This window comes from Bradyrhizobium yuanmingense (assembly GCF_025200905.1).
Classification (GTDB): Bacteria; Pseudomonadota; Alphaproteobacteria; order Rhizobiales; family Xanthobacteraceae; genus Bradyrhizobium; species Bradyrhizobium yuanmingense.
The window spans coordinates 7,461,538-7,485,811 of record NZ_CP104173.1 but is presented as its reverse complement, the minus strand read 5'-3'; the positions used below and the strand labels follow the sequence as shown (position 1 = coordinate 7,485,811).

22 protein-coding genes are annotated in these 24,274 nt (G+C 64.2%); 12 read left to right on the top strand and 10 right to left on the bottom strand.

The features are described from left to right. Positions 1 to 224: 224 nt before the first annotated feature. Complete coding sequence (gene secB, locus N2605_RS34670) at positions 225 to 713, top strand: protein-export chaperone SecB (protein WP_036003132.1); 489 nt, start codon at positions 225 to 227, stop codon at positions 711 to 713. Here secB and dnaQ read toward each other — a convergent pair. The 4 genes from dnaQ to N2605_RS34650 are packed head-to-tail and all read right to left on the bottom strand — an operon-like array spanning position 704 to position 3,542. Further along, positions 704 to 1,426: a DNA polymerase III subunit epsilon gene (gene dnaQ, locus N2605_RS34665; RefSeq protein WP_036024295.1), complete on the bottom strand. Its 723-nt coding sequence runs from the start codon at positions 1,424 to 1,426 to the stop codon at positions 704 to 706. The genes secB and dnaQ overlap by 10 nt on opposite strands. 29 nt (positions 1,427 to 1,455) lie before the next feature. Further along, positions 1,456 to 2,055: a dephospho-CoA kinase gene (coaE, locus tag N2605_RS34660; RefSeq protein ID WP_036024292.1), complete on the bottom strand. Its 600-nt coding sequence runs from the start codon at positions 2,053 to 2,055 to the stop codon at positions 1,456 to 1,458. A 23-nt stretch (positions 2,056 to 2,078) separates the two neighbouring features. Next, a complete protein-coding gene (locus tag N2605_RS34655; RefSeq protein WP_260345192.1) occupies positions 2,079 to 2,687 on the bottom strand; it encodes a Maf family nucleotide pyrophosphatase in 609 nt (202 codons plus the stop codon). 9 nt (positions 2,688 to 2,696) lie between these two features. Further along, entirely contained in the window at positions 2,697 to 3,542 is an 846-nt protein-coding gene (locus N2605_RS34650; protein ID WP_036003121.1) for a pyruvate, water dikinase regulatory protein, read from the bottom strand. Between the two features lie 461 nt (positions 3,543 to 4,003). Between N2605_RS34650 and hemJ the strand changes: the two genes are divergently transcribed. The 7 genes from hemJ (at position 4,004) to N2605_RS34615 (ending at position 12,742) form a co-directional block, all read left to right on the top strand. After that, a complete protein-coding gene (gene hemJ, locus N2605_RS34645) occupies positions 4,004 to 4,438 on the top strand; it encodes a protoporphyrinogen oxidase HemJ (RefSeq protein WP_036003118.1) in 435 nt (144 codons plus the stop codon). A gap of 255 nt (positions 4,439 to 4,693) precedes the next feature. Next, entirely contained in the window at positions 4,694 to 5,959 is a 1,266-nt protein-coding gene (gene rho, locus N2605_RS34640; protein ID WP_008133567.1) for a transcription termination factor Rho, read from the top strand. Positions 5,960 to 6,265: 306 nt separating this feature from the next. Then, positions 6,266 to 7,621 (top strand): tRNA uridine-5-carboxymethylaminomethyl(34) synthesis GTPase MnmE, encoded by a 1,356-nt coding sequence (mnmE, locus tag N2605_RS34635; RefSeq protein WP_260345188.1) that lies wholly within the window; start codon positions 6,266 to 6,268, stop codon positions 7,619 to 7,621. 531 nt (positions 7,622 to 8,152) lie between these two features. Further along, a complete protein-coding gene (gene mnmG, locus N2605_RS34630; protein WP_260345186.1) occupies positions 8,153 to 10,033 on the top strand; it encodes a tRNA uridine-5-carboxymethylaminomethyl(34) synthesis enzyme MnmG in 1,881 nt (626 codons plus the stop codon). Between the two features lie 23 nt (positions 10,034 to 10,056). After that, positions 10,057 to 10,830 carry a 16S rRNA (guanine(527)-N(7))-methyltransferase RsmG gene (gene rsmG, locus N2605_RS34625; protein WP_425248829.1) on the top strand — a complete coding sequence of 258 codons (774 nt, stop codon included), beginning with the start codon at positions 10,057 to 10,059 and terminating at the stop codon, positions 10,828 to 10,830. A gap of 20 nt (positions 10,831 to 10,850) precedes the next feature. Then, positions 10,851 to 11,717, top strand: coding sequence for a ParA family protein (locus tag N2605_RS34620; protein WP_260345184.1), 867 nt, complete (start codon positions 10,851 to 10,853; stop codon positions 11,715 to 11,717). A gap of 137 nt (positions 11,718 to 11,854) precedes the next feature. Next, positions 11,855 to 12,742: a ParB/RepB/Spo0J family partition protein gene (locus N2605_RS34615; RefSeq protein ID WP_036024286.1), complete on the top strand. Its 888-nt coding sequence runs from the start codon at positions 11,855 to 11,857 to the stop codon at positions 12,740 to 12,742. A gap of 188 nt (positions 12,743 to 12,930) precedes the next feature. On the opposite strand, the gene holA is transcribed toward N2605_RS34615, so the two are convergent. The 3 genes from holA to leuS all read right to left on the bottom strand — a co-directional run bounded on the left by holA (position 12,931) and on the right by leuS (position 17,202). Continuing rightward, the gene (gene holA / locus N2605_RS34610; protein ID WP_057025788.1) at positions 12,931 to 13,959 is read right to left on the bottom strand and encodes a DNA polymerase III subunit delta; all 1,029 of its coding nucleotides are present in this window, start codon (positions 13,957 to 13,959) and stop codon (positions 12,931 to 12,933) included. A 65-nt stretch (positions 13,960 to 14,024) separates the two neighbouring features. Further along, positions 14,025 to 14,576, bottom strand: a complete 552-nt coding sequence (lptE, locus tag N2605_RS34605; RefSeq protein ID WP_225127968.1) for an LPS assembly lipoprotein LptE — start codon at positions 14,574 to 14,576, stop codon at positions 14,025 to 14,027. Beyond that, positions 14,563 to 17,202, bottom strand: coding sequence for a leucine--tRNA ligase (gene leuS / locus N2605_RS34600; protein ID WP_260345180.1), 2,640 nt, complete (start codon positions 17,200 to 17,202; stop codon positions 14,563 to 14,565). Before leuS ends, lptE begins: the two co-directional genes overlap by 14 nt. 257 nt (positions 17,203 to 17,459) lie before the next feature. Between leuS and N2605_RS34595 the strand changes: the two genes are divergently transcribed. Then, complete coding sequence (locus N2605_RS34595; protein WP_260347535.1) at positions 17,460 to 18,437, top strand: GGDEF domain-containing protein; 978 nt, start codon at positions 17,460 to 17,462, stop codon at positions 18,435 to 18,437. A gap of 176 nt (positions 18,438 to 18,613) precedes the next feature. Here the strand turns inward: N2605_RS34595 and N2605_RS34590 are convergent, their stop codons facing one another. After that, a complete protein-coding gene (locus N2605_RS34590; RefSeq protein ID WP_109141973.1) occupies positions 18,614 to 20,317 on the bottom strand; it encodes a sensor domain-containing diguanylate cyclase in 1,704 nt (567 codons plus the stop codon). Between the two features lie 109 nt (positions 20,318 to 20,426). Here N2605_RS34590 and N2605_RS34585 point away from each other — a divergent pair, with 109 nt between their 5' ends. Continuing rightward, complete coding sequence (locus N2605_RS34585) at positions 20,427 to 21,116, top strand: YggS family pyridoxal phosphate-dependent enzyme (RefSeq protein ID WP_225148208.1); 690 nt, start codon at positions 20,427 to 20,429, stop codon at positions 21,114 to 21,116. A 79-nt stretch (positions 21,117 to 21,195) separates the two neighbouring features. On the opposite strand, the gene N2605_RS34580 is transcribed toward N2605_RS34585, so the two are convergent. Beyond that, the gene (locus N2605_RS34580) at positions 21,196 to 21,765 is read right to left on the bottom strand and encodes a L,D-transpeptidase family protein (RefSeq protein ID WP_036003068.1); all 570 of its coding nucleotides are present in this window, start codon (positions 21,763 to 21,765) and stop codon (positions 21,196 to 21,198) included. Positions 21,766 to 21,968: 203 nt separating this feature from the next. Between N2605_RS34580 and N2605_RS34575 the strand changes: the two genes are divergently transcribed. Next, on the top strand, positions 21,969 to 22,655 hold the full coding sequence (locus tag N2605_RS34575) for a response regulator transcription factor (protein ID WP_008142830.1): 687 nt from the start codon (positions 21,969 to 21,971) through the stop codon (positions 22,653 to 22,655). 58 nt (positions 22,656 to 22,713) lie between these two features. Beyond that, complete coding sequence (locus tag N2605_RS34570) at positions 22,714 to 23,157, top strand: Crp/Fnr family transcriptional regulator (protein WP_025033074.1); 444 nt, start codon at positions 22,714 to 22,716, stop codon at positions 23,155 to 23,157. Positions 23,158 to 23,299: 142 nt separating this feature from the next. Here N2605_RS34570 and N2605_RS34565 read toward each other — a convergent pair whose 3' ends face one another. Continuing rightward, positions 23,300 to 24,115: an exodeoxyribonuclease III gene (locus tag N2605_RS34565; protein WP_036003067.1), complete on the bottom strand. Its 816-nt coding sequence runs from the start codon at positions 24,113 to 24,115 to the stop codon at positions 23,300 to 23,302. Positions 24,116 to 24,274: the final 159 nt, after the last annotated feature.

Below are 24,274 nucleotides of genomic sequence, written 5' to 3'. Positions count from 1 at the left end.
AGTGTAGCGCGTTTTATGCTTAAGGGGAAACCCGATCCTGCCCGGAAATGGCGCATCTTCAATCGTTTAAGGCGAAATTTCGCGGAAAAGGCAGGAGGAACGTCAAAGCCGCGATTGTGGCCCGAATTCCCGGTCCGGGACCGTTCGTCCTTGTGGAACGAGCCGGCCCTATGTTAGCCAACCGCCGCGAAATTCAGCCCCCAATCGGGTAAGGAGACACTTTCATGACCAACGGTAACGGTACCCCTCCCGAGGCGGCCCAGGCTCCCCAGCTCAACGTGCTGGCGCAATACACCAAGGACCTCTCGTTCGAAAATCCCAACGCGCCGAGCTCGCTGCAGCCGCAGAGCCAGCCGCCGCAGATCAACATCCAGATCAACGTCAACGCCAACAATCTCAGTGAACAGGAATTCGAGGTGACGTTGTCGGTCGAGGGCAAAGCCGAGACCGCCGGTAAAGTGATGTTCTCGTTCGAGCTCGCCTATGCCGGCGTGTTCCGGATCGTCAACGTGCCCAAGGAGAACCTGCACCCGCTGGTCATGATCGAGTGCCCGCGCCTGTTGTTCCCGTTCGCACGCGAGATCATTGCGACGGCGGTGCGCGATGGCGGGTTCCCGCCGCTGATGCTGGATCCGGTCGACTTCGTCGGTCTCTACCGCCAGAACATGGAGCGGCAAATGGCCGCTCAGGGCGGACAGGCCGGTCAGGCCTGAGCCGCCGCCAGCGCGACTGGAGCGGGCAGGTACTCGTTCCAGATCGCCTTGTCGCCGAGCGTTGCGATGAAGGCCCGATGGGCCTCGCGCTCGGCTTCGGAAATCCGCGGCGCGAGCGGCACCGGGCGTTGCCGCCGCGGCGCATCGCCGGCGCTATTGACCCTGATCTCCTCGGCGTCCGAGGCCAGCAGCAGCTGCGACTGCCGCGCTCCGACCAGATCGACATAGACCTCGGCGAGCAGCTCGGCGTCCAGCAGCGCGCCGTGCTTGGTACGGTGTGAATTGTCGATCGAATAGCGCGAGCAGAGATCGTCGAGCCGGTTGGACACGCCGGGATGCTTGCGACGCGCCAGCAGCAGCGTATCGACCAGGCGCTCGCGCGGGATCGCAGCGCGCTTGATGCGGTCGAGCTCGGCGTTGATGAAGCCGATGTCGAACGAGGCGTTGTGGATCACCAGCGGGGCGTCGCCGATGAACGCCAGAAAGTCGTCGGCGACCTCGTGGAACAACGGCTTGGTCGCCAGGAATTCGGACGACAATCCGTGCACCGCAAACGCTTCCGCCGGCATGTCCCGCTCGGGGTTGATGTAGACGTGATACGTCTGTCCGGTCGGCATGCGGTTGAAGATCTCGACGCAGCCGATCTCGACCAACCGATCGCCGCGCAGCGGATCGAGGCCGGTGGTTTCGGTGTCGAGGACGATTTCGCGCATGTCTCTTGGAAGCCGTGTGAGGCGGCGAATCAGGTCCGCCGCTGCGGCATCTTAACGACCTCGGCCAGGATGTGCGCGATTTGGGCCCGCACGGGGTCAAGTCCGTGTGAGGTATCCACCACGAAATCGGCCCGCTTGCGCTTCTCGGCATCCGGCATCTGCTTGGCGATGATGGCATCGAGCTTGGCCTCGTCCATCGTGCCGCGCGCCAGCACCCGCTGGCGCTGCAGCTCGGGCGAGGTCGAGACCACGACCACGGCATCGACCCGCTTCTCGCCGCCGGTCTCGAACAGCAGCGGGATGTCCAGCACCACGACCGGCGCCTTGGCGGCCTCGGCGTCGGCAAAGAATTTCTGCCGGGACGCGCCGAGCATGGGATGAACGATCTGCTCGAGCTGCTTGATCGCGGCGGGATCGTGCACGACACGCGCCGACAGCTTTTGCCGGTCGACCTTGCCATTCGCGGTGGTGCCGGGGAAGGCGGCCTCGATCGCGGGAGCGGCCTCGCCCTCATAGAGCTGATGCACGGCGGCATCGGCGTCGTAGACGGGGACGCCGGCCTCCGCGAACAATGTCGCGGTGGTGGATTTGCCCATCCCGATCGAGCCGGTCAGTCCGAGAATTCGCATCAGCACCCAGCCTTCTCTCGCATCTACACCGCAATTAGCTGCTCGCGGCGCAGATACGCAAGCAGCGGCAGCAGCGGCAGGCCGAGAATGGTGAAATGGTCGCCCTCGATGCGCTCGAACAGATGGATGCCGAGGCCCTCGAGCTGATAGGCGCCGACGCTTCTGGTCACAGCGTCGCCCGCGGCGTCGAGATAGGCCGAAAGATCGGCTTCGCTCATTCCCCGCATGGTCATGCGCGCCACGGAAACGTCCTCGAAGAGAATCCTGCCATCCTGCGCCACGGCGACGGCGGAATTCAGCTCGTGCGTCCGACCGGCGAGATCGCGCAATTGCGCCAGCGCCTGGGCGCGGCCTGCCGGCTTGTTGAAGAGACGGCTCCCGAGCGCCAGCGTCTGGTCGGCGCCGATCACATAATGTCCGGGATAACAGGCAGAAACAGCCTTGGCCTTTTCGCGGGCCAGCAGCAGGGCGATCTCGCGCGGGTTGGAGAGCTTTGACGCGGCCTGGATGCCACGCTCGTCGATATCAGCGGTGACAGCCTCGAATGCGAGCCCGGCATTGGCCAGCAGCATTTTGCGCGCGCTGCTTTGCGAGGCCAGGATCAACGGACGTTTGCCGCGCCACAGACTCATCGGCGACACTTACTCGGACGGCCGGTTGCGCTGGCGATCGCTATACAGCTTCATGATCGCCGCCGCGGTTTCCTCGATGGAGCGGCGCGTGACGTCCAGCAGCGGCCAGTCATGCTTGGCGCTCAGCTTGCGCGCGAACGCGACCTCCTCCGTGACCGACTGCTTGTCGGTGTAGGTATCGCTACCGCTGCTGGACTCGGCGCCCATGGACAGCAGGCGGTTCTGCCGGATCTGAATCAGGCGTTCCGGCGTCGCGTGCAGGCTGACCACCAGCGGCCGCGTCAGCGTCTCCAATTGCGGGGGCACCGGAATGCCCGGCACCAGCGGCACGTTGGCGGTGCGAATGCCGCGATTGGCGAGATAGATCGATGTCGGCGTCTTCGATGTCCGGGACACCCCGACCAGTACCACGTCTGCCTCGTCGAGACCTTCGACATGCTGACCGTCGTCATGGATCATCGTGTAGTTCAAGGCATCGATGCGCTTGAAATATTCCGCGTTGAGCACGTGCTGGGCGCCGACACGGCCGGTGGTCGCTGCTCCCAGATAGGCCTCGAACAGCTGCATCACCGGTCCGATGATCGACAGGCTCGGAACATTGATCTGCTTGCACTTATCCTCGAGTCTGGCGACCAGATCCTTCTCGAGCAGCGTGAACAGCACGATCCCTGGCGCTTCCTCGATCTCATCAAGCACGCGGTCGAGCTGCTTCTGGCTGCGCACCAGCGGATAGACGTGCTCGACCGGCGTCACGTTGGCGTATTGGGCCGCGACCGCGCGCGCCACGGTGATGAGCGTCTCACCCGTGGAGTCCGAGACCAGGTGGAGATGGAAATAATTGTTCGAGGTCGGCACAAAAACCCTTTGAATTTCGTTGGGGTGGTTTGTGGATTTCTGTGGAGCTTAACCTCTCGGAAAGGGATGTGCGACACCAGGGGCGGGACAAGGCGTGATTTTCTTCACACCGCTGCCGGTCAGGACAAATCCGACGCCTCGCCGAGAGGGAAGCGGGATTGCGCGGACAAGTCCCTTGATAAGCTGCCGATACAATCGCGCAAGCCTTTGAAGCCGGCTGACTTATCGGAAGTCGACAAAGGCTGTCCGGAATATGTGGATGGATGTGAACAAGCGCGCGTGAACGCGCGGACGGAATTGCGTGAGTCCAATCCACGGTCACATAGACTCAAACCTTAAGAATCTAAGATTCTAGATTTGAGGAAGGCGCTACAGAGGGATATGTGTGCGGGGTAAGACCTTAACGGGTTCTTACTATCCCCAGCGTTCCCCGCGCTGGGCAGCAAGCCGGACCCCCGAAAATGTTCGAAGACGTCTATCTCTGGATCAAGGCGCTGCACGTGATCGCCGTCATCTCCTGGATGGCCGGCATGCTCTACCTGCCGCGGCTGTTCGTCTATCACTGCGAGGCCGAAATCGGCTCGAAGCAGTCGGAGACGTTCAAGGTGATGGAACGCCGGCTGCTCAAGGCGATCATCAACCCCGCGATGATGGTCACCTGGCTCGCCGGGCTCTATCTCGCCTGGTCCGGCCATTGGTTTTCGTTCGGCTGGCTGCACGTCAAACTGGCACTGGTCCTCGTGCTCTCGGCGGTCCACGGCTATTTTTCACGCTGGGTCAAGGATTTCGCCGCCGATCGCCGCCCGCGAAGCCAGAAATTCTATCGGATTATCAACGAGGTGCCGACCGTCCTGATGATTTTCATCGTTATCATGGTGATCGTGAAGCCGTTCTAGGCAAACTGCGCGACGATTCGCTCAGCGCTTCGGCTTGCGGAGCGCTAGGCGATTTTCTATATTATCGATATCCCACCCAACGCAGGCGGATGTGGTTGTGTCCGAGCCTTCCAGAGGCCGGACCCCGCATCAGGATTGAAGCCTCACCGGCGTTCACCTTGCCAGACCTGCGGACCTTACCTGCACCTGCTCGCGTCCGCATTTCAGAGCCTCCTCGCACCCCCTCTTTTCAGGTTACCCCACAGGACCACCCCAATGCGGGAAATCAAACTCGAAGACCTCAAGTCCAAAACGCCGGCCGAGCTCGTCTCGTTCGCGGAGGAGAATGGGGTCGAGAATGCCAGCACCATGCGCAAGCAGGAGCTGCTGTTCGCCATCCTCAAGCAGCTGGCGCTCGCCGAGACCGATATTGTCGGCCAGGGCGTCGTCGAAGTTCTCTCCGACGGCTTCGGCTTTCTCCGCTCGCCTGACGCGAATTATCTGCCGGGTCCTGACGACATCTACGTGTCGCCCTCGCAGATCCGCCGTTTCGGCCTGCGCACCGGCGACACCATCGAAGGTCACATCCGCAGCCCGAAAGAGGGCGAGCGCTACTTCGCGCTGCTGAAGGTCAACACGCTCAATTTCGAGGATCCGGAAAAGGCCAAGCACAAGGTCAATTTCGACAACCTCACGCCGCTGTTTCCGAATCAGCGTTTCCGCATGGAGATCGACGATCCCACGCGGAAAGACCTGTCTGCACGCGTGATCGACATCGTCGCGCCCATCGGCAAGGGCCAGCGCGCCTTGATCGTGGCACCGCCGCGTACCGGTAAAACCGTGCTGATGCAGAACATCGCGCATTCGATCACGCACAATCACCCCGAATGCTATTTGATCGTGCTCTTGATCGACGAGCGTCCGGAAGAAGTCACGGACATGCAGCGCTCGGTGAAGGGCGAGGTCGTGTCCTCGACCTTCGACGAGCCGGCGGTGCGCCACGTTCAGGTCGCCGAGATGGTGATCGAGAAGGCAAAACGCCTGGTCGAGCACGGCCGCGACGTCGTGATCCTGCTCGATTCGATCACGCGCCTCGGCCGCGCCTACAACACCGTGGTGCCGTCATCCGGCAAGGTGCTGACTGGCGGTGTCGACGCCAACGCGCTGCAGCGTCCGAAGCGCTTCTTCGGCGCGGCCCGCAACATCGAAGAGGGCGGCTCGCTGACCATCATCGCGACCGCGCTGGTCGATACCGGCAGCCGCATGGACGAAGTCATCTTCGAAGAGTTCAAGGGCACCGGTAACTCGGAGCTGATCCTGGACCGCAAGGTCTCGGACAAGCGCACCTTCCCGGCGATCGATATCTCGCGCTCCGGCACCCGCAAGGAGGAGCTCATCACCGATCCGCAGGTGCTCAAGAAGATGTACGTGCTCCGCCGCATCCTCAATCCGATGGGGACGATGGACGCGATCGACTTCCTGCTCGACAAGCTGCGCTCGACCAAGAGCAATTCGGAGTTCTTCGACTCCATGAACACCTGAGTGCACTGCAATAAATCCCGGGGCGCCTTCGGGCGCCCTTTTTGTTGCGGTTTTGCTGCAGCGAAGGTGCAGCATGAGCGGCAGCCGGTGCTCGACCTAGGTTTCTCACTAACCTGTTGATATTGAAAAGTAATTCTTGAAACCCTAGTCGGCCTCCTCCTGCGATCAGGCCAACTGCAGCAGAATGCTGCGGTTATATTGCGGTGCAAAATCGATTTGCTGCAGAACCTGGTGCAGCAAATCCGGTTGCTCTCGATCGCGAGAAACTGACGTTTGCGTTTTCGGCCGCAGCCGGACAAATAGGCTATGCATCCACGAGACCAGACCATTTTCGCGCTGTCATCCGGGCGGGCGCCCAGCGCGATCGCCGTGGTCCGCGTCTCCGGCTCGCAAGCCGGCGCGGCGCTGACGGCGCTTGCGGGCCGGCTGCCGGCGCCGCGACAGGCGAACCGTCGGCTGCTCCGGGACGGCGAGGGCCAGCCGATCGACGATGCGGTCGTGCTCTGGTTTCCAGGACCGGCCAGCGCCACCGGCGAGGATGTTGCCGAGTTTCACGTTCATGGCGGCCGGGCGGTGCTCGCGGCGCTCTTCGCTGCAATTTCCGATATCCCGAATACGCGTGCGGCCGACCCCGGCGAGTTCACGCGCCGCGCCTTCGAGAATGGCAAGCTCGACCTGACCGAGGCCGAGGGGCTCGACGACCTCATTCACGCCGACACCGATCGCCAGCGCCGCCAAGCGCTGCGCCAATTGCAGGGCCTGCTTGGCGACCGCGCGCGCGACTGGCGCGAGCGCATCATCGAGGCCTCCGCGCTGATCGAGGCCGGCATCGATTTTTCCGATGAAGGCGACGTGCCGGCGGAGCTGCGGGCGCCGGCGGTGAAAGCGATCAGAGCGCTTCACGATGAAATCGCGAAAGTGCTTGCGGCACAGGGGCATTCTGAACGGCTGCGCGAGGGCCTTGTCGTTGCCATCGCCGGCGAGCCGAATGTCGGCAAGTCGACGCTGATCAACCAGCTCGCGCGCCGCGAGGTCGCGATCGTCTCGCCGCATGCCGGCACGACGCGCGACGTCATCGAGGTGCAGCTCGATCTCGACGGCTATCCCGTCACGGTCATCGACACCGCTGGCATCCGCGAGACCGACGATCCGGTCGAGCAGGAAGGCGTGCGCCGCGCCCGCGCGCGCGCCGAGGACGCCGACCTGGTGCTGTGGCTGGTGGAGGGCGGACAAGCCATCGATCCGGATACAATGCGCTCGCGCTGGACATTGGCGGACGGTGCTGTTCCGTCCGGCGGCTCGGTCTGGATCGTGCGCAACAAGATTGATCTCGGCAGGGTCGGAGCAGCCAGGCCGAGCGAGTTCGGGATCTCGGCAAGCCGGGGCGACGGCATGCCTGAGCTGGTCGAAGCGCTGGTGAAATTCGCTTCGGAGTTCTTCGGAACCACCGAGGGCGCCATGGTGACCCGGGCGCGCCAGCGCGAATTGTTGAGCCGGGCCTCAGCCAGCTTGCGCCGGAGTCTGGACCTTGTAGAACACGGTGAGGAGCTCGCGGCCGAAGAGCTGCGGGCGGCCGCCTATGCCTTGGGCCGGCTCTTGGGCCGGGTAGACGTCGAGGACGTCCTTGGGGCCATCTTCCAGAAGTTCTGCATCGGAAAGTAGCGCTAGTTCTTCATTGTAGAACTAGCGCTGGTTCCATTTCTTGTTTCACGTGAAACAGGGACCCCGGTTCCGCGCAGTGGTCTTTTTAGTTGTTTCACGTGAAACTGCGCCGGGGCGCGTGTCGGTCGGCCGTTCCGATTCCCGAAGAGAGCGTCAGGGCGACGACCGTGCTTCGAATCTCGTCATTGCGAGGAGCCCTTGTGGCGAGGCAATCTAGACTGTCTTCGCCGCGAGATTCTGGATTGCTTCGCTGCGCTCGCATTGACCTATGATGCAGCTGCCCGCGTTCGTCTCGCAGCTCCGGTAACCAGGCAAGGAGCACGTGATAAAGGCTTGTGTGCTTGGCCATCTGCCGCTGTGAGCTCCCGATCGTGTTTCACGTGAAACACCATGTGGCTCAATGCCCCTCCTACTGTGCATGGGGTTGTTTTCGCAAAAGTGCTTCCGACCTGGACCGCGCTTGTTTCACGTGAAACACTTCACCCGAGTTTCTACTTCCGGCTTTCTCGCCGCTAAGCTAGAAGTCCGTCCATGCGAACAGAGCGAGAGAGCTTCGACGTCATCGTCATCGGCGGCGGTCACGCCGGCTGTGAGGCCGCGGCTGCGTCTGCCCGGATGGGTGCGACGACCGCTCTGGTAACGCACCGTTTCTCGACCGTTGGCGCGATGTCCTGCAATCCCGCCATCGGCGGGCTCGGCAAAGGGCATCTGGTCCGCGAGGTCGATGCGCTCGACGGCCTGATGGGCCGTGTGGGCGATGCCGGCGGCATTCAGTTTCGCGTTCTTAATCGTCGGAAAGGTCCGGCCGTCCGCGGTCCGCGGGCCCAGGCCGACCGCAAGCTCTACGCGGCGGCGATGCAGGCCGCGATCCGCCAGACCGAAGGTCTTTCCGTCATCGAGGGCGAAGCCGACGAGCTGGTTGTAGTCGATGGCCGGGTGTCCGGGCTTCGCCTGGCCGACGGCCGGGAGCTCCGGGCAGGGGCCGTTGTCGTGACCACCGGCACCTTCCTCCGCGGTCTCATCCATCTCGGCGAGAAGAACTGGCCCGCCGGACGCGTCGGCGAGGCGCCTGCGATGGGCCTTTCCAGCTCCTTCGAGCGCGCCGGCTTCACTCTTGGACGTCTCAAGACCGGGACGCCGCCGCGTCTCGACGGCACCACCATCGACTGGTCCGCAGTCGAGATGCAGCCCGGCGACGAGCCGCCGGAGCCGTTCTCGGTGATGACCGAGCGGATCACGACGCCGCAGATCCAGTGCGGGATCACCCGGACCACGTCCGCGACCCATGAGGTGATCCGGGCCAATGTCCATCGCTCCCCGATGTACTCCGGCCAGATCAAGAGCTCCGGTCCACGCTATTGCCCCTCGATCGAGGACAAGATCGTCCGCTTCGGCGACCGCGACGGTCACCAGATCTTTCTGGAGCCGGAAGGGCTCGACGACACGACCGTCTATCCCAACGGCATCTCGACCTCGCTCCCCGAAGAGGTCCAGCTCGCGATCCTCGCCAGCATCCCCGGCCTGGAGCGGGTGAGGATGGTCCGTCCCGGCTACGCCATCGAATACGACCACATCGATCCCCGCGAGCTCGATCCGACCCTCCAGACCAAGCGTCTGCGCGGTCTCTTCCTGGCCGGGCAGATCAATGGCACCACCGGATATGAGGAAGCCGCCGGGCAGGGCATTGTCGCCGGCCTGAATGCCGCGCTCTCCGCCAGCGGTGCCGCGCTCACAGTGTTCGACCGTGCCGACGGCTATCTCGGTGTGATGATTGACGACCTCGTCACCCGCGGGATCAGCGAGCCCTATCGCATGTTCACCTCCAGGGCCGAGTACCGGCTGACCCTGCGGGCCGACAATGCCGACCAGCGTCTGACCGAGAAAGGGATCGCTCTGGGATGTGTCGGCAGCGCCCGGATCAGGCATCATCGCGCCAAGATGGACACATTGAATGCTGCCCGGACGTTGTCGAAGTCCCTGACCATCACCCCGAACGAAGCCATCAAGCACGGGCTGTCGCTGAACCGGGACGGCCAACGCCGCTCGGCGTTCGAGCTGATGGCCTATCCGGAAATCGGCTGGAGCCAAGTCCGCGCGATCTGGCCTGAGCTGTCGGCCATCGATCCCGTCATCGCGACCCATCTCGAGATCGACGCCAAGTACGACGTCTACCTGGAGCGCCAGAGCGCCGACGTCGAAGCCTTCCGGCGCGACGAGGGTATGGTGCTGGCGGATGTCGATTACCAGCTCGTGCCCGGTCTCTCCAATGAAGTGCGCGCCAAGCTGGAGAAGGCACGACCGTTCACCGTCGGCCAGGCCGGCCGGATCGACGGGATGACGCCGGCGGCGCTCGGCATTCTCGCGGCCTATCTCCGCCGCGAGGCACGGAAGACTTCCAAAGCAATCGCATAAAGCCAATCGCATAGGCGTTTCACGTGAAACAGCGCGGATCGGGCGGAGATCGACCGCCATCGCGAAGACCCGGAGCGGGTGAGGGCGCCGGGCAGCGAAGTGAACCTGGAGTGGCCAGCCCGAAGATCAGCAAGGCCGCGGCCAACGACAAGGTGCTCGATTCGATCATCGCCGCTGACAAGACCGCCGCTATGAAGCTCGCTCCCGTTTCACGTGAAACCGAGGAGCGGCTTGATCGCTACATCGCGCTACTCCGGGAGTGGCAGGCCAAGACCAATCTCGTCGCGCCATCGACTTTGCCAAACCTCTGGACCCGGCACATCGCTGACTCGCTCCAGCTCGTCGATCTCGCACCGGCTGCAAAACGGTGGGCTGATCTCGGGAGCGGCGGCGGATTTCCCGGCGTCGTGCTCGCCTGCGCCATGGCCGGCACGCCTGGCGCGAGCGTCCATCTGGTCGAGCGAATCGCCAAGAAGGCCGCTTTTTTGCGCGAAGCGATCCGCGTCACCACATCTCCGGGAGTCGTACATCTCGCTGAGATCGGGGATAATGTGGATAGAATCACCGGCCCCGTCGATTGCGTCACCGCGCGTGCGCTGGCTCCGCTACATCAACTCATCGGCTTTGCGGAGCCGCTGATGCGCCAGGGCGCAAAAGCGTTGTTTCTCAAGGGTCAAGATGTAGAGGCTGAATTGACCGAAGCCGCTAAATATTGGAATATTCGGCCGCAGCTCCACCAAAGCCGCACGGGCGACGGCTGGATCGTGGAGCTCGATGCCGCCGAACGGCGCCGCTGAGGGGTGAGTGGGGAATTGCGATGAGCGTGATTGACGAACCGCAGCAAGAAGAGACGGCCCAAAAGACCGACGAGGTCCCCCACGGCCATCCGCGCATCCTCGCGCTGGCGAATCAAAAGGGCGGGGTGGGGAAAACAACCACAGCGATCAATCTGGGCACGGCGCTCGCGGCGATCGGGGAGCGCGTCCTGATCGTCGATCTCGATCCTCAGGGCAACGCCTCGACCGGCCTCGGCATCGATCGCCGCAACCGCTCCTGCTCGACCTACGACGTGCTGATCGGCGAAGCCGCCTTGCGCGAGGCGGTGGTCTCGACCGCGGTGCCGCGGCTGCACATCGCACCATCGACCATGGATCTCTCCGGCCTCGAGCTCGAGCTCGGCACCACGCCCGGCCGCGCCTTCAAGTTGCGCGATGCGATCGGCGCGCTCAACAACAACGTCTCGCCGGACGCCGACTACACCTACGTGCTGATCGACTGCCCGCCCTCGCTCAACCTGCTTACGGTCAACGCGATGGCGGCCTCGGATGCGATTCTGGTGCCGCTGCAATGCGAGTTCTTCGCGCTCGAAGGTCTGTCGCAATTGTTGCAGACGGTCGAGCAGGTGCGCTCGACGCTCAATCCGAACCTGTCGATCCACGGCATCGTGCTGACCATGTTCGACTCGCGCAACAACCTGTCGAACCAGGTCGTCGCCGACGTCCGCCAGTTCATGGGCGAGAAGGTCTACAAGACCATGATCCCGCGCAACGTGCGCATCTCGGAAGCGCCGTCCTACGGCAAGCCGGTGCTGGTCTACGACCTCAAATGCGTCGGCAGCGAAGCTTACTTGCGCCTCGCCACCGAAGTGATCCAGCGCGAGCGCGAGTTGCGCACCACGCATTGACGCTGCCGTAGGGTGGGCAAAGGCGTCTTCGCCGTGCCCACCGTCTTCCGCACACAATTGGTGGGCACGCTTCGCTTTGCCCACCCTACGATAATTCAGTTCTGGAGTGCTGCACCGTGAATCCAAGGGAGCTGGCGATGGCCGACGAAGCGCGTTCGCGACTGGGCCGGGGTCTTGCAAGTCTGATCGGTGACGTCGGCGGCGAGGCTCAGCATGTCGATCGTCCGCGCGCGCAGCGCAAGGTGCCGATCGAATTCATCAAGGCCAATCCGCGCAACCCGCGCCGCACCTTTTCGGACACCGAGCTGAAGGAGCTCTCGGAGTCCATCAAGCAGCATGGCGTGATCCAGCCGATCGTGGTGCGTCCGGTGAAAGGCGCGCAGGACCGCTTCGAGATCATTGCCGGCGAACGACGCTGGCGCGCCTCGCAGATGGCCGGGCTGCACGAGGTGCCGATCGTCCCGGTCGACATCAGCGACAGCGATGCGCTGGAATTCGCGATCGTCGAGAACGTGCAGCGCGAGGACCTCAACCCGATGGAAGAGGCGCAGGGCTATCATGCGCTCGCCAACGAGTTCAAACGCAGCCAGGAGGACATCGCCAAGGTCGTCGGCAAGAGCCGCAGTCACGTCGCCAACATGATGCGGCTGACCAAGCTGCCGGCGGAGGTGCAGGCCTTCATCGCGACCGGCGAGCTGACGGCCGGCCACGCCCGCGCGTTGATCGGCGTGCCCGATCCGCTCGCCGCCGCCAAGCGCATCGTCGAGGAAGGTCTCAACGTCCGCCAGGCCGAGGCGCTTGCGCATGAAGAGGGCGTGCCGGAGCGCAAGCCGCAGAAGGCGCGCGCCAGCGGGGGCAAGGAGAAGGATCCCGACACGATCGATCTGGAGAAGCGCGTCAGCGACGCGCTCGGGCTCAAGGTCACCGTCAATCACCGCGATCCCGGCGGCTCCGTGCAGATCAACTACCGCAACCTCGATCAGCTCGACGAGGTGATGAAGCGGCTGGCCAAGGGCGCGCTGTAGAGCCATTTTCACGCCACTCTCTCCACGCGTCATTGCGAGGAGCTCGCGACAAAATTGCGAAGCAATTTTGCGCTGAAGCGACGAAGCAATCCAGAATCTTTCCGCGTAGGGACTCTGGATTGCTTCGCTCGGCTCGCAATGACGGGTGGAGAGAGCTCCGCTCGCAATGACGTGGAGAGAGCGGAGGTCTAGCCCCGCCGTTTCGCATTCGCGGCGATCGCCATCAGCGCACGTTGGGCGATGGCAGCGGCGAGGGTGGACTGCTTGCGCGTGTCGAGGGCGGCGGTCGCCAGCTGCTCGATCACAGCGGCGAGCCGCGCCGGGCTGAAATTGCGCAGCGCGGTTTCGACCGCGGGCTTTCGTGAAAAATGCAGGCGCGGAAAGCCGCCGTCGAGCACGGCGGAGGCAGGCGTGCCGTCGGCAATCGCCAGCGCGGATTTGTGCAGCCACGCGGCCTGGCGCTGGGCGGCCGAGATGATCACGCCGGGATAGGTCCCGGCGATCATCGCTTTCGCAAACTCGGTCTCGACGATGTCGGGCCGCCCGGCGAAGGCACCGTCGACGATCGGATCGAGCTTCAGCTCCGAGGCATCGGCGACCACGGCCATGACGTCATCCAGCGTGACCTCGCCCTTGCCATGGGCGTAGAGCGTCAGCTTGCGCAGCTCGTTACGCGAGGCCTGACGGTCGCCGCCGAGGAACGACATCAGCGCCGCGCGGGCGTCCGGCGCGATGCGCAAATTCGCGATCCGCAGCTCGTCGTCCATCAGCTTGGCAAGATCGCGCTCGGTGTCGGGATAACAGCCGATCGCCACGGCAGTCTTGGCTTTCTCGCAGGCCTTGCGCAGCGGCGATTCCGGGCGGAGCTCGCCGGCCTCGATCACGATGCGGCAATCCCTCACGTTCATCTCGGCCAGGGTCTCGATGCCGGAGGCAAAGCTGCGCGAGCCGGCGCGAACGCGGATGGCGCGTCGGCCGCCGAACAGCGGCACCGTCATGGCTTCGTCGACCAGGCGCGAAGGCTCGGCGGAGAGCTCGTCGCCGTCGAGCTTGACCAGCGAGAACGGATCGTTGGGATCGTCGACGCCGGACGCGATCAGCGCGTCGGCGCGCTCGCGCACGAGGCCGGCATCGGGACCGTAGAGCAGGATGATCGGACGGCCCGCATCGGGGCGGGCGAGGAACGCGTCGATCTCTTTTCCGCGCAGTGCGACCATATCGTCCGATACTCGTCATTCCGGAATGCCTCGTCAGAAGGCGAACCCGGAATGACGGAAGCGTATTACGTTCCCGCGGTGAAGAACGAGGCGAGCCGGGTGGTGATGTTCTCGGCGATCTCGTTGGCGGCCCGGTCTTCGGCATCGCGCACGGCGCGGGTGCGCGAGAAGCGCTGATAGGACCCCGGCATGTCATAGGACACGCGCGAGAAGGTCGAGCCGGTCATCACAGACTTGCCGGTTACGACTTCGACCAGATTGTACTGGGCGTCGATGCCGAGATTTTCGCTGGTCGGCAATCCCGTCGCGGAGCTGACGATCAGGGAGGAACGGCTGGTGGTGAAGCGGATGTCGAGCCGGTGGGTCGGCGGCATGCCCGTCGCCGTGCCGTAAAGCTTGAAGGCCAGCGCGTTGCGGATTTCGACGCCGACGCGGGCCTCGCGGGAGGCATTGGGCTTGTTGATCGGGGGCAGCTCGACCCCCATCAGCTTCTCGCGCAGGCCCGGGGTGCCGTCGCTGCGCTCGGCATACATCGGCTGGAAGCAGCCGGCCGTCAGCGCCGCCAGTGCGGCAACTGCCAGCAAGCGGGCTGCGATACGGATCCTAGCCGACAACATTCACGATCCTCTTGGGGACAATGATCACCTTGCGGACGGGCTTGCCGTCCAGGGCCAGCTTTACCGCATCGAGGGCCAAAACGGCAGCCTCGATTTCCGGATTTTGGGCCGCTGTTGCAACTGTGACCTCACCCCGCTTCTTGCCGTTGACCTGCACCACCAGGGTCACGCTGTCTTCAACCAGCAAATCGCGTTCGATTTGCGGCCAATCGGCCTCCGAAACCAGCCCCTTTCGGCCAAGACCATTCTCAAAAAGCACCTGCCAGCACTCCTCGGCGAGGTGCGGCATCATCGGCGAGAACAGCTGGACCAGGATCTGGCTGGCCTCCTGGATCGCCCAGGCGAGGTCCGGGGCAGGCTGGCCGGGGCGCTGGAGCACCTCCGAGAAGGCATTGGTGAATTCGCGGATATGGGCGAGGCAAACGTTGAAGTGCAGCCGCTCGATGCCGGCGGTGACCTTGTCCAGCGCGCCGTGGGCGGCCTTGCGCAAGGCGGTGGCGTCCGGGCCGAAGCTGGCCGGCCGGGCTGCCGGCGCAGCCTTGCCGAGGGTGGCGGCATCGTTCACCAGCCGCCACAGCCGCTGCACGAAGCGCGAGGCACCCTGGACGCGCTCGTCGCTCCAGATCACGTCGCGGTCGGGCGGGGAGTCCGACAGCATGAACCAGCGGGCGACGTCGGCGCCATAGGTCTCGATGATGTCGTCGGGGTCGACCGTGTTCTTCTTCGACTTGGACATCTTCTCGATCGGGCCGATCGCGATGTCTTCGCCCGTCGTCAGCAGCGTGGCGCGGCGTCCGTTGCCGCCGACCTCGACCTTCACCTCGGCCGGCTGCACATAGCTGCCGTCGGCCTTCTGGTAGGTCTCGTGCACCACCATGCCTTGCGTGAACATGCCGGCGAACGGCTCGTCCAGCGCGATATGCCCGGTCGCTTTCATCGCGCGGGTGAAGAAGCGGCTGTAGAGCAGATGCAGGATCGCGTGCTCGACGCCGCCGATATATTGGTCGACCGGCAGCATGCGGTTGGCGACCGCAGGCGTGGTCGGCGAAGCCTCGTTCCAGGGATCGGTGAAGCGCGCAAAGTACCAGGACGAGTCCACGAACGTGTCCATGGTGTCGGTTTCGCGCTGCGCCTTGCCGCCGCATTGCGGGCAGGTGACGTGCTTCCAGCTCGGATGATGATCGAGTGCGTTGCCCGGCTTGTCGAAGGTCGCATCGTCCGGCAGCTTCACGGGCAGGTCGGCATCCGGCACCGGCACCACGTCGCATTTCGGACAGTGAATGACGGGAATCGGGCAGCCCCAATAGCGCTGGCGCGAAATGCCCCAGTCGCGCAGACGGAAATTCACCTGGCGCTCGCCGACCGGCGCGTTGCCGCGCAGCTCCGTCTCGAGCCGCTTCGCCACCTCTTCCTTCGCCTGCTCGATGGTCATGCCGTCGAGGAAGCGCGAATTGATCATGCGGCCGTCGCCGTCATAAGCGGTGTCGGTGATGACGAAGCTCTTCGGGTCCTGGCCTTCCGGGCATACGACGGGCGTGTTGCCGAGAGCGTACTTGTTGACGAAGTCGAGGTCGCGCTGATCGTGCGCCGGGCAGCCGAAGATGGCGCCGGTGCCGTATTCCATCAGCACGAAATTGGCGACATAGACCGGCAGCTTCCAGGACGGATCGAACGGATGCACGGCGCGGATGCCGGTGTCGAAACCCTGCTTCTCCGCGGTGTCGATGATCTCCTGCGCGGTGCCGATCTTCTTGATCTCTGCGATGAACTCCGCAAGCTCAGGGTTCTTTGCGGCGGCGGCCTGCGCCAGCGGATGATCCGCCGAGATCGCCATGAACTTGGCGCCGAACAGCGTATCCGGCCGCGTCGTGAAGATCTTCAGCTCGCTCTCGCCGGCCGGCGTCGTCGCCGCATCCAGCGCGAAGCGGATCAACAAGCCCTCGGAGCGGCCGATCCAGTTGCGCTGCATCAGGCGCACCTTGTCGGGCCAGCGGTCCAGCCCGTCGAGCGCCGACAGCAGCTCCTGCGAGTACTTCGTGATCTTGAAGACCCACTGGTTCATCTCGCGCTGCTCGACCACGGCGCCCGAGCGCCAGCCGCGGCCGTCGATCACCTGCTCGTTGGCGAGCACGGTCATGTCGACGGGGTCCCAGTTCACCTTGCGCTTCTCGCGCTCGGCAAGCCCTGCGCGCAGGAAATCCAGGAACATCTTCTGCTGGTGCTTGTAATAGGAGGGGTCGCAGGTCGCGATCTCCCTGGACCAGTCCAGCGACAGCCCGATCGAGCGGAGCTGCTTCTTCATCGCGGCGATGTTGTCGTAGGTCCAGGCCTTCGGCGCCACCTTGCGCTCGATCGCGGCGTTCTCGGCCGGCAGGCCGAAGGCGTCCCAGCCCATCGGATGCAGCACGTTGAACCCCTTGGCGCGCATGAAGCGGGCCAGCACGTCGCCGAGCGTGTAATTCCGGACATGGCCGATATGGATGCGCCCGGACGGGTAGGGGAACATCTCGAGCACGTAATATTTCGGCCGCGGATCGTCGTTCTTGGAGACGAAGATCGCCTGCTCGTCCCAGAGGCGTTGCCAGCGCGGTTCGGCGTCGCGGGCGTTATAGCGTTCGGAGGTCATGGAATCGTTGGGTTTTCGTGGTTCGGCCGTCTCAAGACGGCGGACTAGGCCATAGAAGCCCTTAAGGGGTCAATGGGTTGCCGCGTTTTGGAACTTTGATCCCTCCGCATAACTACGAGGGTCCGCGTTGGGGTGTGATTAAGGCGTCGATGCCAAGTTGCAAGCCCGACAAGGCCGCGTTACCGCACATGGATTCCAGCTTCGACGATCCCGATTACGACTATGCCGCGTCCGTCGCCGGGCGGGCGATGCGGAGCATGGCCGAACAGCGGATTGCACCGACCCCGGCCAACTTTGCCGTCTGGTTCCAGTATTTCGCGGGCAGCCATGACGATCTGCGCAACGCGATCGATCTCCTGATCGACCACAATCGTCCCTTCGACGCCCAAACCAATCAGGATCTGTTCGAGACCTACGTCGCGCCCCAGGTGAGTGCCGTCGTGGTCGACACGTCCGAGCGGCTGCAGGCGCTGATGGGGACGGCGAAGGAGTTTCTGACGACGGCGATCGCCGACAATCATTCGCAGATGCAGGTCATCAGCCAGGTGGCCGACCAGGGCAAGGCCGGCGTCGATCCAAAGCTGCTGGTGGCCCAGCTCATGAACGAGCTGGCGCGGGCGGCCACGCGGGCGACGCGGCTGGAGGCAGGCTTTGCGGAAAAGACCCGCGAACTCGACGTGATCCGCGATTCGCTGTCGCGGTCCGAGCAGCGCGCCCGGACCGACACGCTGACCGGGCTGGCGAACCGGCGGGCCCTCGACGAATTCCTGCGCAAGGCGCAGACGACGGCGGAATGGGGCGAGCCGCTCAGCGTGCTGATGCTCGACATCGACCACTTCAAGTCGTTCAACGACAATTTCGGCCACGGTGTCGGCGACCAGGTGCTGCGCCTGATGGCCAAGGTCCTGCGCGAGAAGGTTCGCGCGCAAGATCTGCCGGCCCGCTATGGCGGCGAGGAGCTGATCGCGGTGCTGCCGGACGCCGATCTCGCCGCTTGCGCCGAGATCGCCGAACGCATCAGGCGCGCGATCGCAGATTGCACGCTCACGCGTCGCTCGACCGGCGAGACCCTGCCCGGCATCAGCGTGTCGATCGGCGTTGCGCAATTCCGGGTCGGCGAGGCGATCACGGATCTGATCGAACGCTGCGACCGTGCGCTCTATCTCGCCAAGGGCGGCGGCCGCAATCGTGTGGTGACGGAGATCGAGCTCGATCGCGCCGGCGCTGCGGGCTAGCTCGGGCGAGACGACAGGCCGTCATGCCCGGGCTTGTCCCGGGCATCCACGTTCTTTGTGCTGTGGGCAAGGCGTGGATGGCCGGGACAAGCCCGGCCATGACGATGTGGAATCTATCGTGTCCGGCAGTGCACAGTTCAGACGCCGCAAGCGGGGCGAGGTGAAGAACCAGCGCTTTAGGCGCTCGCCACCATCATCATCTCGGCCGTGCCGGTCGCGATCGCCTGCACGCCGTGCTCGACGACATTGTTGCGGCCACGATGCTTGGCGGCGTAGAGCGCGGCGTCGGCGGCTTCGATCAGGTCGCCGGGACGCAAGGATTCGCTCGGCTTGGTCGCGGCGACGCCGATCGAGACCGTGACGATCATGTGGTTCGAAGTGATGTGAGGCAGGCAGAGCCTCAGCACGGACGAACGCACCTGCTCGCCGATCGCGACGGCGCGCGTCACGTCGGTGTTCGGCAGCAGCAGGCAGAACTCCTCGCCGCCGTAGCGGGCCGCGAAGCCCATCGTGTCGGCGGCGATGCCGGACAGTGATTCGCCGAGCCGCGTCAGGCAGGAATCGCCTTCGAGATGGCCGTAGGTGTCGTTGAACAGCTTGAAATGGTCGACGTCGATCATCAGAAGCGCCAGCTCGCTGCCATATTGCTGCGCGCGCATCCATTCGAAATCCAGCCGGCTCTGGAAGCCGCGGCGGTTGGCGAGACCGGACAGCATGTCGATCGAAGCCATCACCGTCAGGCGGTCGTTGCTTGCGATCAGCTCGCGCTCGCGCTGGCTCAGCTGCGCGGCCATCGCGTTGAACGCGCGGGCCAGCGGCACGAACTCGGCGGGCAGGCGATTGCGCGCGGCGCGCGCCGACAGGTCGCCCTCGCCGAGCCGCTTGGCCATGTCGGCGAGCATCTCGATCGGCTTGATCACGAGCTTTTCGGCGGCGATCAGCGCGCCGAGCAGGACGAACATGAGCACGAAGGCGAGCTGCAGATAGGCGGTGCGGATGTCGCGGCTGACCGCTGCGGACACCTTGTCTTCGTCGATGCTGGCGATCAGGCGGGCATTGGTGCCGGCGATGCGGATATAGCTGACCGCGCGGCGGGAGCCGTCGGCGGCGAGAAAGGACAGCGAACCCTCATCCTGATCAGAGCGCAGCGCCTTGTCGGCGATCGCGGACATCAGCGGCATGTTGTCGAGCGGACGGCCGACCGCGCTGTGCTGATCGGCCGGGGCCGCCAGCACGGTGCCCGCGCTGTCGACCAGCACCGCAGTGATGCCGGCGCGACCGCCCAGATTGTTCATGACCTTCGACATCCAGTCGAGATTGACGGTGGCGAGCACGACGGCATCAGCCACACCGCTGAAGGCGGAGACCGGATAGACCGCCATCACCGTTGGCGACGGTACCGGTCGCGACATGATGAAGTCGCTCAGCACGAAGCGGCCGGTTTCCTGGGCCTGCTGGAAGTACGGTCGATCACTGAGATCGAGGCCGACATACATGTTGTTGGTGGCGCATTGGATGCGGCCGTCCTGGCCGGCGATCAGAAGCGTGCGGATCCAGGGCAGGCTCGACGGCAGGCTCGCGCGCAGCACGTCGCAGCTCTTGCTGATGCCGCCGGCGGAGGCGCGGATGAAGGCCTCCGATTTCAGAATGGTCTCGACCGACGAGATCACCTGGCGCTGCGCATCGGCACTGTGCCTCGCCACCGTGGTGAATTCAGCCGCGGCCTGCGCAACTTGCCGCGCGCGCGTGTCTTCGAGGGAACGGATGCGCTCGATCATCAAGGGCGTCACGAGAATCACCGCGAGCAACGCAAGCCGCGCCCGGATACCGAGAACCTGCTTGAGTTTCGCGCGCTTGCGGTTGAGACTGACGCTTGCCATTTTCGCTACCCACCCCGCGGGCTAAGGTAAAGCGAAGGGTTCAAAAACTGTTTCTTGAACTCGGTAAAATTGGACCTAACTCGGGCTAAGGTCACAACCAAGAGACGTCATGACGGAAGCCAACGTCGCGCCGGTCACCGGCCATTCACCAAACGCGCTCGCCGCGGTCGAAGCCGAAATTGCACGCGCCTGCAGGGACGCGCAGCGTGACCGCGCCTCGGTCACGCTGATCGCCGTGTCCAAGACGTTCGCGGCGGATGCAATTATCCCGGTTATCGCCGCAGGACAGCGCGTATTTGGCGAGAATCGGGTGCAGGAGGCCAAAGCCAAGTGGCCGGCGTTAACGTCTGCTTACCCCGATATCGCGCTGCATCTGATCGGGCCGCTGCAATCCAACAAGGCGAAAGAGGCGGTTGCGCTGTTCGACGCCATCCATTCGGTCGACCGTCCGAGCATTTGCCAAGCGTTAGCCAAGGAGATCGAATCCCAGAACAGGCACCCGGAGCTGTTCGTCCAGATCAACACCGGCGAGGAGCCGCAGAAGGCCGGGATTGCCCCGGGCGAGGCCGATGCCTTCATTGCAAGCTGCCGCGACACCTACGGGCTGACGATCTCCGGATTGATGTGCATCCCGCCGGTCGACGAGCCGCCCGCCGCCCACTTTGCGCTCACGGCCAAGATCGCCGCGCGCAATGGCTTGACGAATCTCTCGATGGGCATGAGCGCCGATTTCGCGACCGCCATCATGCTGGGTGCCACCCATGTGCGCGTCGGCAGCGCGATCTTCGGGCATCGGTAATTGCCGTTGGCGAGGGCCGATGCCGCCCGAACGCTGTCAATATTGTCGCAAGGGCTCCTCGCAATGACGGCGGTGTGCCTCACCCGATGATGATCTTTGTGCGCGGGCCCAGGCGCCGCAGCAATTGCAGCATGGCGGATTTCGTCATGGAGACGCAGCCGGCGGTCGGGCCGAAATTGTCGCGGGCAAGGTGCAGGAACACCGCGCTGCCGCGGCCGGCGATGCGGGGTCGGGTGTTGTGGTCGATCTCGATGATGAAGTCGTAGAGATGGTCGGCGCGCCGGAGCCGGTCGCCGCCCTGCCCCTCGCCGAGCCGGATGCTCTGGTTGTAGCGGCGGTCCCGCGGATCCTCGCACCAGGCGTCCACGCCGGTGATCATCCGGGCCGGCAGGAACGTCCGGGGACGGCTGTGCCGGTCGCCCCGCCACCACAATTGCCTGGGCCGGAAGCTGCCTCTGGGGGTGCCGCCATCGCCCTCGCGCTTGTTGGCGAGAATGCCGCCTCGCCCCAGCGCAACCGGAATGGTCAGCGCTCCCGCCGTCAGCCAGCCTCGGCGCGGATTGCCGGCAGCAGGCTTAACGCGGATCGCCGAGAGCGGCCCGGGGCCTCGATTCCTGATGTAACCGACTGAAGCTGCTTTGTTTTTCATGTGAACGTGCAATGTCGAATTCATTACAGGACATTCATCCAAACGTCCTGCTATCTTGGGTTAGAGTGCTTCCGGCTTGTGAATCGGTAACAGCCCACTACTTCAACACGAACAACAATAATCACGGCGACCTTAAACTTCCCCTCGCGGCTGGGTGCGGCATGGATGTGCCGCCGAGCCGGACCCCAAAAGGATGACCCCCCATGGCCAATGCCCGCAAGATCCTGATCGTGGATGACGATACCGATCTGCGCGACACGTTGGTGGAGCAATTATCGCTACACGAAGAATTCGAAGCCTCTGCGGTCGATACCGGCGCCAAGGGCGCCAGCGCCGCGAAGGCCAATTCCCCCGATCTGGTTCTGATGGATGTCGGCCTGCCCGACACCGACGGCCGCGAGGTTGTCCGCTCGCTGCGGAAGGGCGGCTTCAAGGCCCCGATCATCATGCTGACCGGGCACGACACCGATTCCGACACGATCCTGGGCCTGGAATCCGGCGCCAACGACTATGTGGCAAAGCCCTTCCGTTTCGCGGTGCTGCTGGCGCGCATCCGCGCCCAGCTCCGTCAGCATGAAGCCAGCGAGGACGCGGTGTTCTCGGTCGGACCCTACTCCTTCCGTCCCGGCTCGAAGATGCTCACCGCGGCCAATGCCCGCAAGGTCCGCCTCACCGAGAAGGAAACCGCAATTCTCCGCTTCCTCTACCGGGCCGGCCAGATGCCGGTGTCGCGCGAGACCCTGCTCCAGGAGGTTTGGGGCTATAATTCCGGCGTCACCACGCACACGCTGGAAACCCACATCTACCGCCTCCGCCAGAAGATCGAGAAGGACGCCGCCAACCCGGAGATCCTGGTGACGGAAGCCGGTGGCTACAAGCTGGTGCCGTGATACGCTTCGATGGCGTGCGAATCGTTTTAGATCGCACGCCTTCGAGCCTCGGACCTGAATGTCAATCGACGATGATGTAGCGCTTCTCGAGCGTGTCCCGACACTGCGCCTGTTGGGAGACGCCTCGTTGCGCATGCTGGCGATCGGCTCGGAGCAGCGTGATTTCGTCCGCGGCGACGTGCTGTTCAATCTCGGCGACGACGCCGACGCCGGCTTCGTGGTCCAGCGCGGCGCCTTCCGGGTCGAGGACGGCGCCGGCGCCGAAATGATCGCCGGTCCCGGCGCGTTGATCGGCGAGCTCGCGCTGGTGGTGCCGATGAAGCGGCCGTCGAGCGCGGTCGCGCTGGAGCATTCCTCCGTCATCCGCGTCGCCCGCAGCCTGTTCCAGCGCGTGCTCGAAAGCGATCCCGCTGCGGCGGTGCGCCTGCGCGACGAGTTCGCGGTGCGCTCCAGCCAGATTGCCAGTGATATCCTGATGGCGGGTGCAAAGCTGACGAGCTGAGCCCTCGTCATTCCGGGGCGCGACGAAGTCGCGAACTATGGTGCGCAATTGCGCACCTGAGAATCCATTGAGCGGCAGAGTCAGTTGATGAATGGATTCCGGGCTCGCGCCAAGTGGCGCGCCCCGGAATGACGAGGGCGGCTCACACCTCCAGCGTCACCGTCACAGGCACGTGGTCCGATGGCCGCTCCCAGCTGCGCGCATCGCGCAGAATCCTGAAATCGCTGACTGCATCCTTCAGCGCGCGCGAGACCCAGATGTGGTCGAGCCTGCGGCCGCGATCGCCGATGGTCCAGTCGGCGGAGCGGTAGCTCCACCACGTATAGACCTTCTCCGACATCGGGATGCGCTCGCGCGCGACGTCGACCCATTCGCCGGCCGCGAGCGCCGCCTTCAGCTTCTCCGTTTCGACAGGCGTGTGCGAGACCACTTTCAGCAGCTGCTTGTGCGACCACACGTCGTTCTCGTGCGGGGCGACGTTGAGATCGCCGACCAGGATGTGGCGGTCCTCACCGCGCGGATGCAGCGGCTCGCACGCTTTCATCTCGTCGAGGAAGCGGAGCTTGTGGTCGAATTTCTCGTTCAGCGCGGGATCGGGAATGTCGCCGCCCGCGGGCACGTAGAAATTATGCAGCACCAGTGGTTTTGCGATGCCCGCCTTTTCACCGAACGACACCGAGATGTGGCGCGAATCCACCTTGTCGCAGAAGGTGCGGATGTCCTTCGATTCGAACGGGATCTTCGAGATGATGGCGACGCCGTGATAGCCCTTCTGACCGTTCAGCGCGACGTGCTCGTAGCCGAGCCGCTTGAAGCGCTTCAGCGGAAAAGCATCGTCGATGCACTTGGTCTCCTGCAGGCACAGCACTTCTGGCCGCGCGCTCTTGAGAAATTTCGCGACCAGGTCGATGCGTAGCCGCACCGAGTTGATGTTCCAGGTTGTCAGGGAAAGACGCATAGGAAATGCGTCTTAGCATGGATTGGCGTGGGGAAAATGCTTGTCCACAGCGAGCTCTCGTAGGGTGGGCAAAGCGAAGCGTGCCCACCGTGATGGCCGTGAGGAGAGGTGGTGGGCACGGCGCAGAGCGCCTTTGCCCACCCTACGGCAGCGGAGCGC

What these genes read in the sequence shown, in the direction of transcription:
- secB (WP_036003132.1), top strand. Translation starts at nt 225, where the DNA reads ATGACCAACGGTAACGGTACCCCTCCCGAGGCGGCCCAGGCTCCCCAG.
- dnaQ (WP_036024295.1), bottom strand. Translation starts at nt 1,426, where the DNA reads ATGCGCGAAATCGTCCTCGACACCGAAACCACCGGCCTCGATCCGCTG.
- coaE (WP_036024292.1), bottom strand. Translation starts at nt 2,055, where the DNA reads ATGCGAATTCTCGGACTGACCGGCTCGATCGGGATGGGCAAATCCACC.
- N2605_RS34655 (WP_260345192.1), bottom strand. Translation starts at nt 2,687, where the DNA reads ATGAGTCTGTGGCGCGGCAAACGTCCGTTGATCCTGGCCTCGCAAAGC.
- hemJ (WP_036003118.1), top strand. Translation starts at nt 4,004, where the DNA reads ATGTTCGAAGACGTCTATCTCTGGATCAAGGCGCTGCACGTGATCGCC.
- rho (WP_008133567.1), top strand. Translation starts at nt 4,694, where the DNA reads ATGCGGGAAATCAAACTCGAAGACCTCAAGTCCAAAACGCCGGCCGAG.
- mnmE (WP_260345188.1), top strand. Translation starts at nt 6,266, where the DNA reads ATGCATCCACGAGACCAGACCATTTTCGCGCTGTCATCCGGGCGGGCG.
- mnmG (WP_260345186.1), top strand. Translation starts at nt 8,153, where the DNA reads ATGCGAACAGAGCGAGAGAGCTTCGACGTCATCGTCATCGGCGGCGGT.
- N2605_RS34620 (WP_260345184.1), top strand. Translation starts at nt 10,851, where the DNA reads ATGAGCGTGATTGACGAACCGCAGCAAGAAGAGACGGCCCAAAAGACC.
- N2605_RS34615 (WP_036024286.1), top strand. Translation starts at nt 11,855, where the DNA reads ATGGCCGACGAAGCGCGTTCGCGACTGGGCCGGGGTCTTGCAAGTCTG.
- holA (WP_057025788.1), bottom strand. Translation starts at nt 13,959, where the DNA reads ATGGTCGCACTGCGCGGAAAAGAGATCGACGCGTTCCTCGCCCGCCCC.
- lptE (WP_225127968.1), bottom strand. Translation starts at nt 14,576, where the DNA reads ATGTTGTCGGCTAGGATCCGTATCGCAGCCCGCTTGCTGGCAGTTGCC.
- leuS (WP_260345180.1), bottom strand. Translation starts at nt 17,202, where the DNA reads ATGACCTCCGAACGCTATAACGCCCGCGACGCCGAACCGCGCTGGCAA.
- N2605_RS34595 (WP_260347535.1), top strand. Translation starts at nt 17,460, where the DNA reads ATGGCCGAACAGCGGATTGCACCGACCCCGGCCAACTTTGCCGTCTGG.
- N2605_RS34590 (WP_109141973.1), bottom strand. Translation starts at nt 20,317, where the DNA reads ATGGCAAGCGTCAGTCTCAACCGCAAGCGCGCGAAACTCAAGCAGGTT.
- N2605_RS34585 (WP_225148208.1), top strand. Translation starts at nt 20,427, where the DNA reads ATGACGGAAGCCAACGTCGCGCCGGTCACCGGCCATTCACCAAACGCG.
- N2605_RS34580 (WP_036003068.1), bottom strand. Translation starts at nt 21,765, where the DNA reads ATGAAAAACAAAGCAGCTTCAGTCGGTTACATCAGGAATCGAGGCCCC.
- N2605_RS34575 (WP_008142830.1), top strand. Translation starts at nt 21,969, where the DNA reads ATGGCCAATGCCCGCAAGATCCTGATCGTGGATGACGATACCGATCTG.
- N2605_RS34570 (WP_025033074.1), top strand. Translation starts at nt 22,714, where the DNA reads ATGTCAATCGACGATGATGTAGCGCTTCTCGAGCGTGTCCCGACACTG.
- N2605_RS34565 (WP_036003067.1), bottom strand. Translation starts at nt 24,115, where the DNA reads ATGCGTCTTTCCCTGACAACCTGGAACATCAACTCGGTGCGGCTACGC.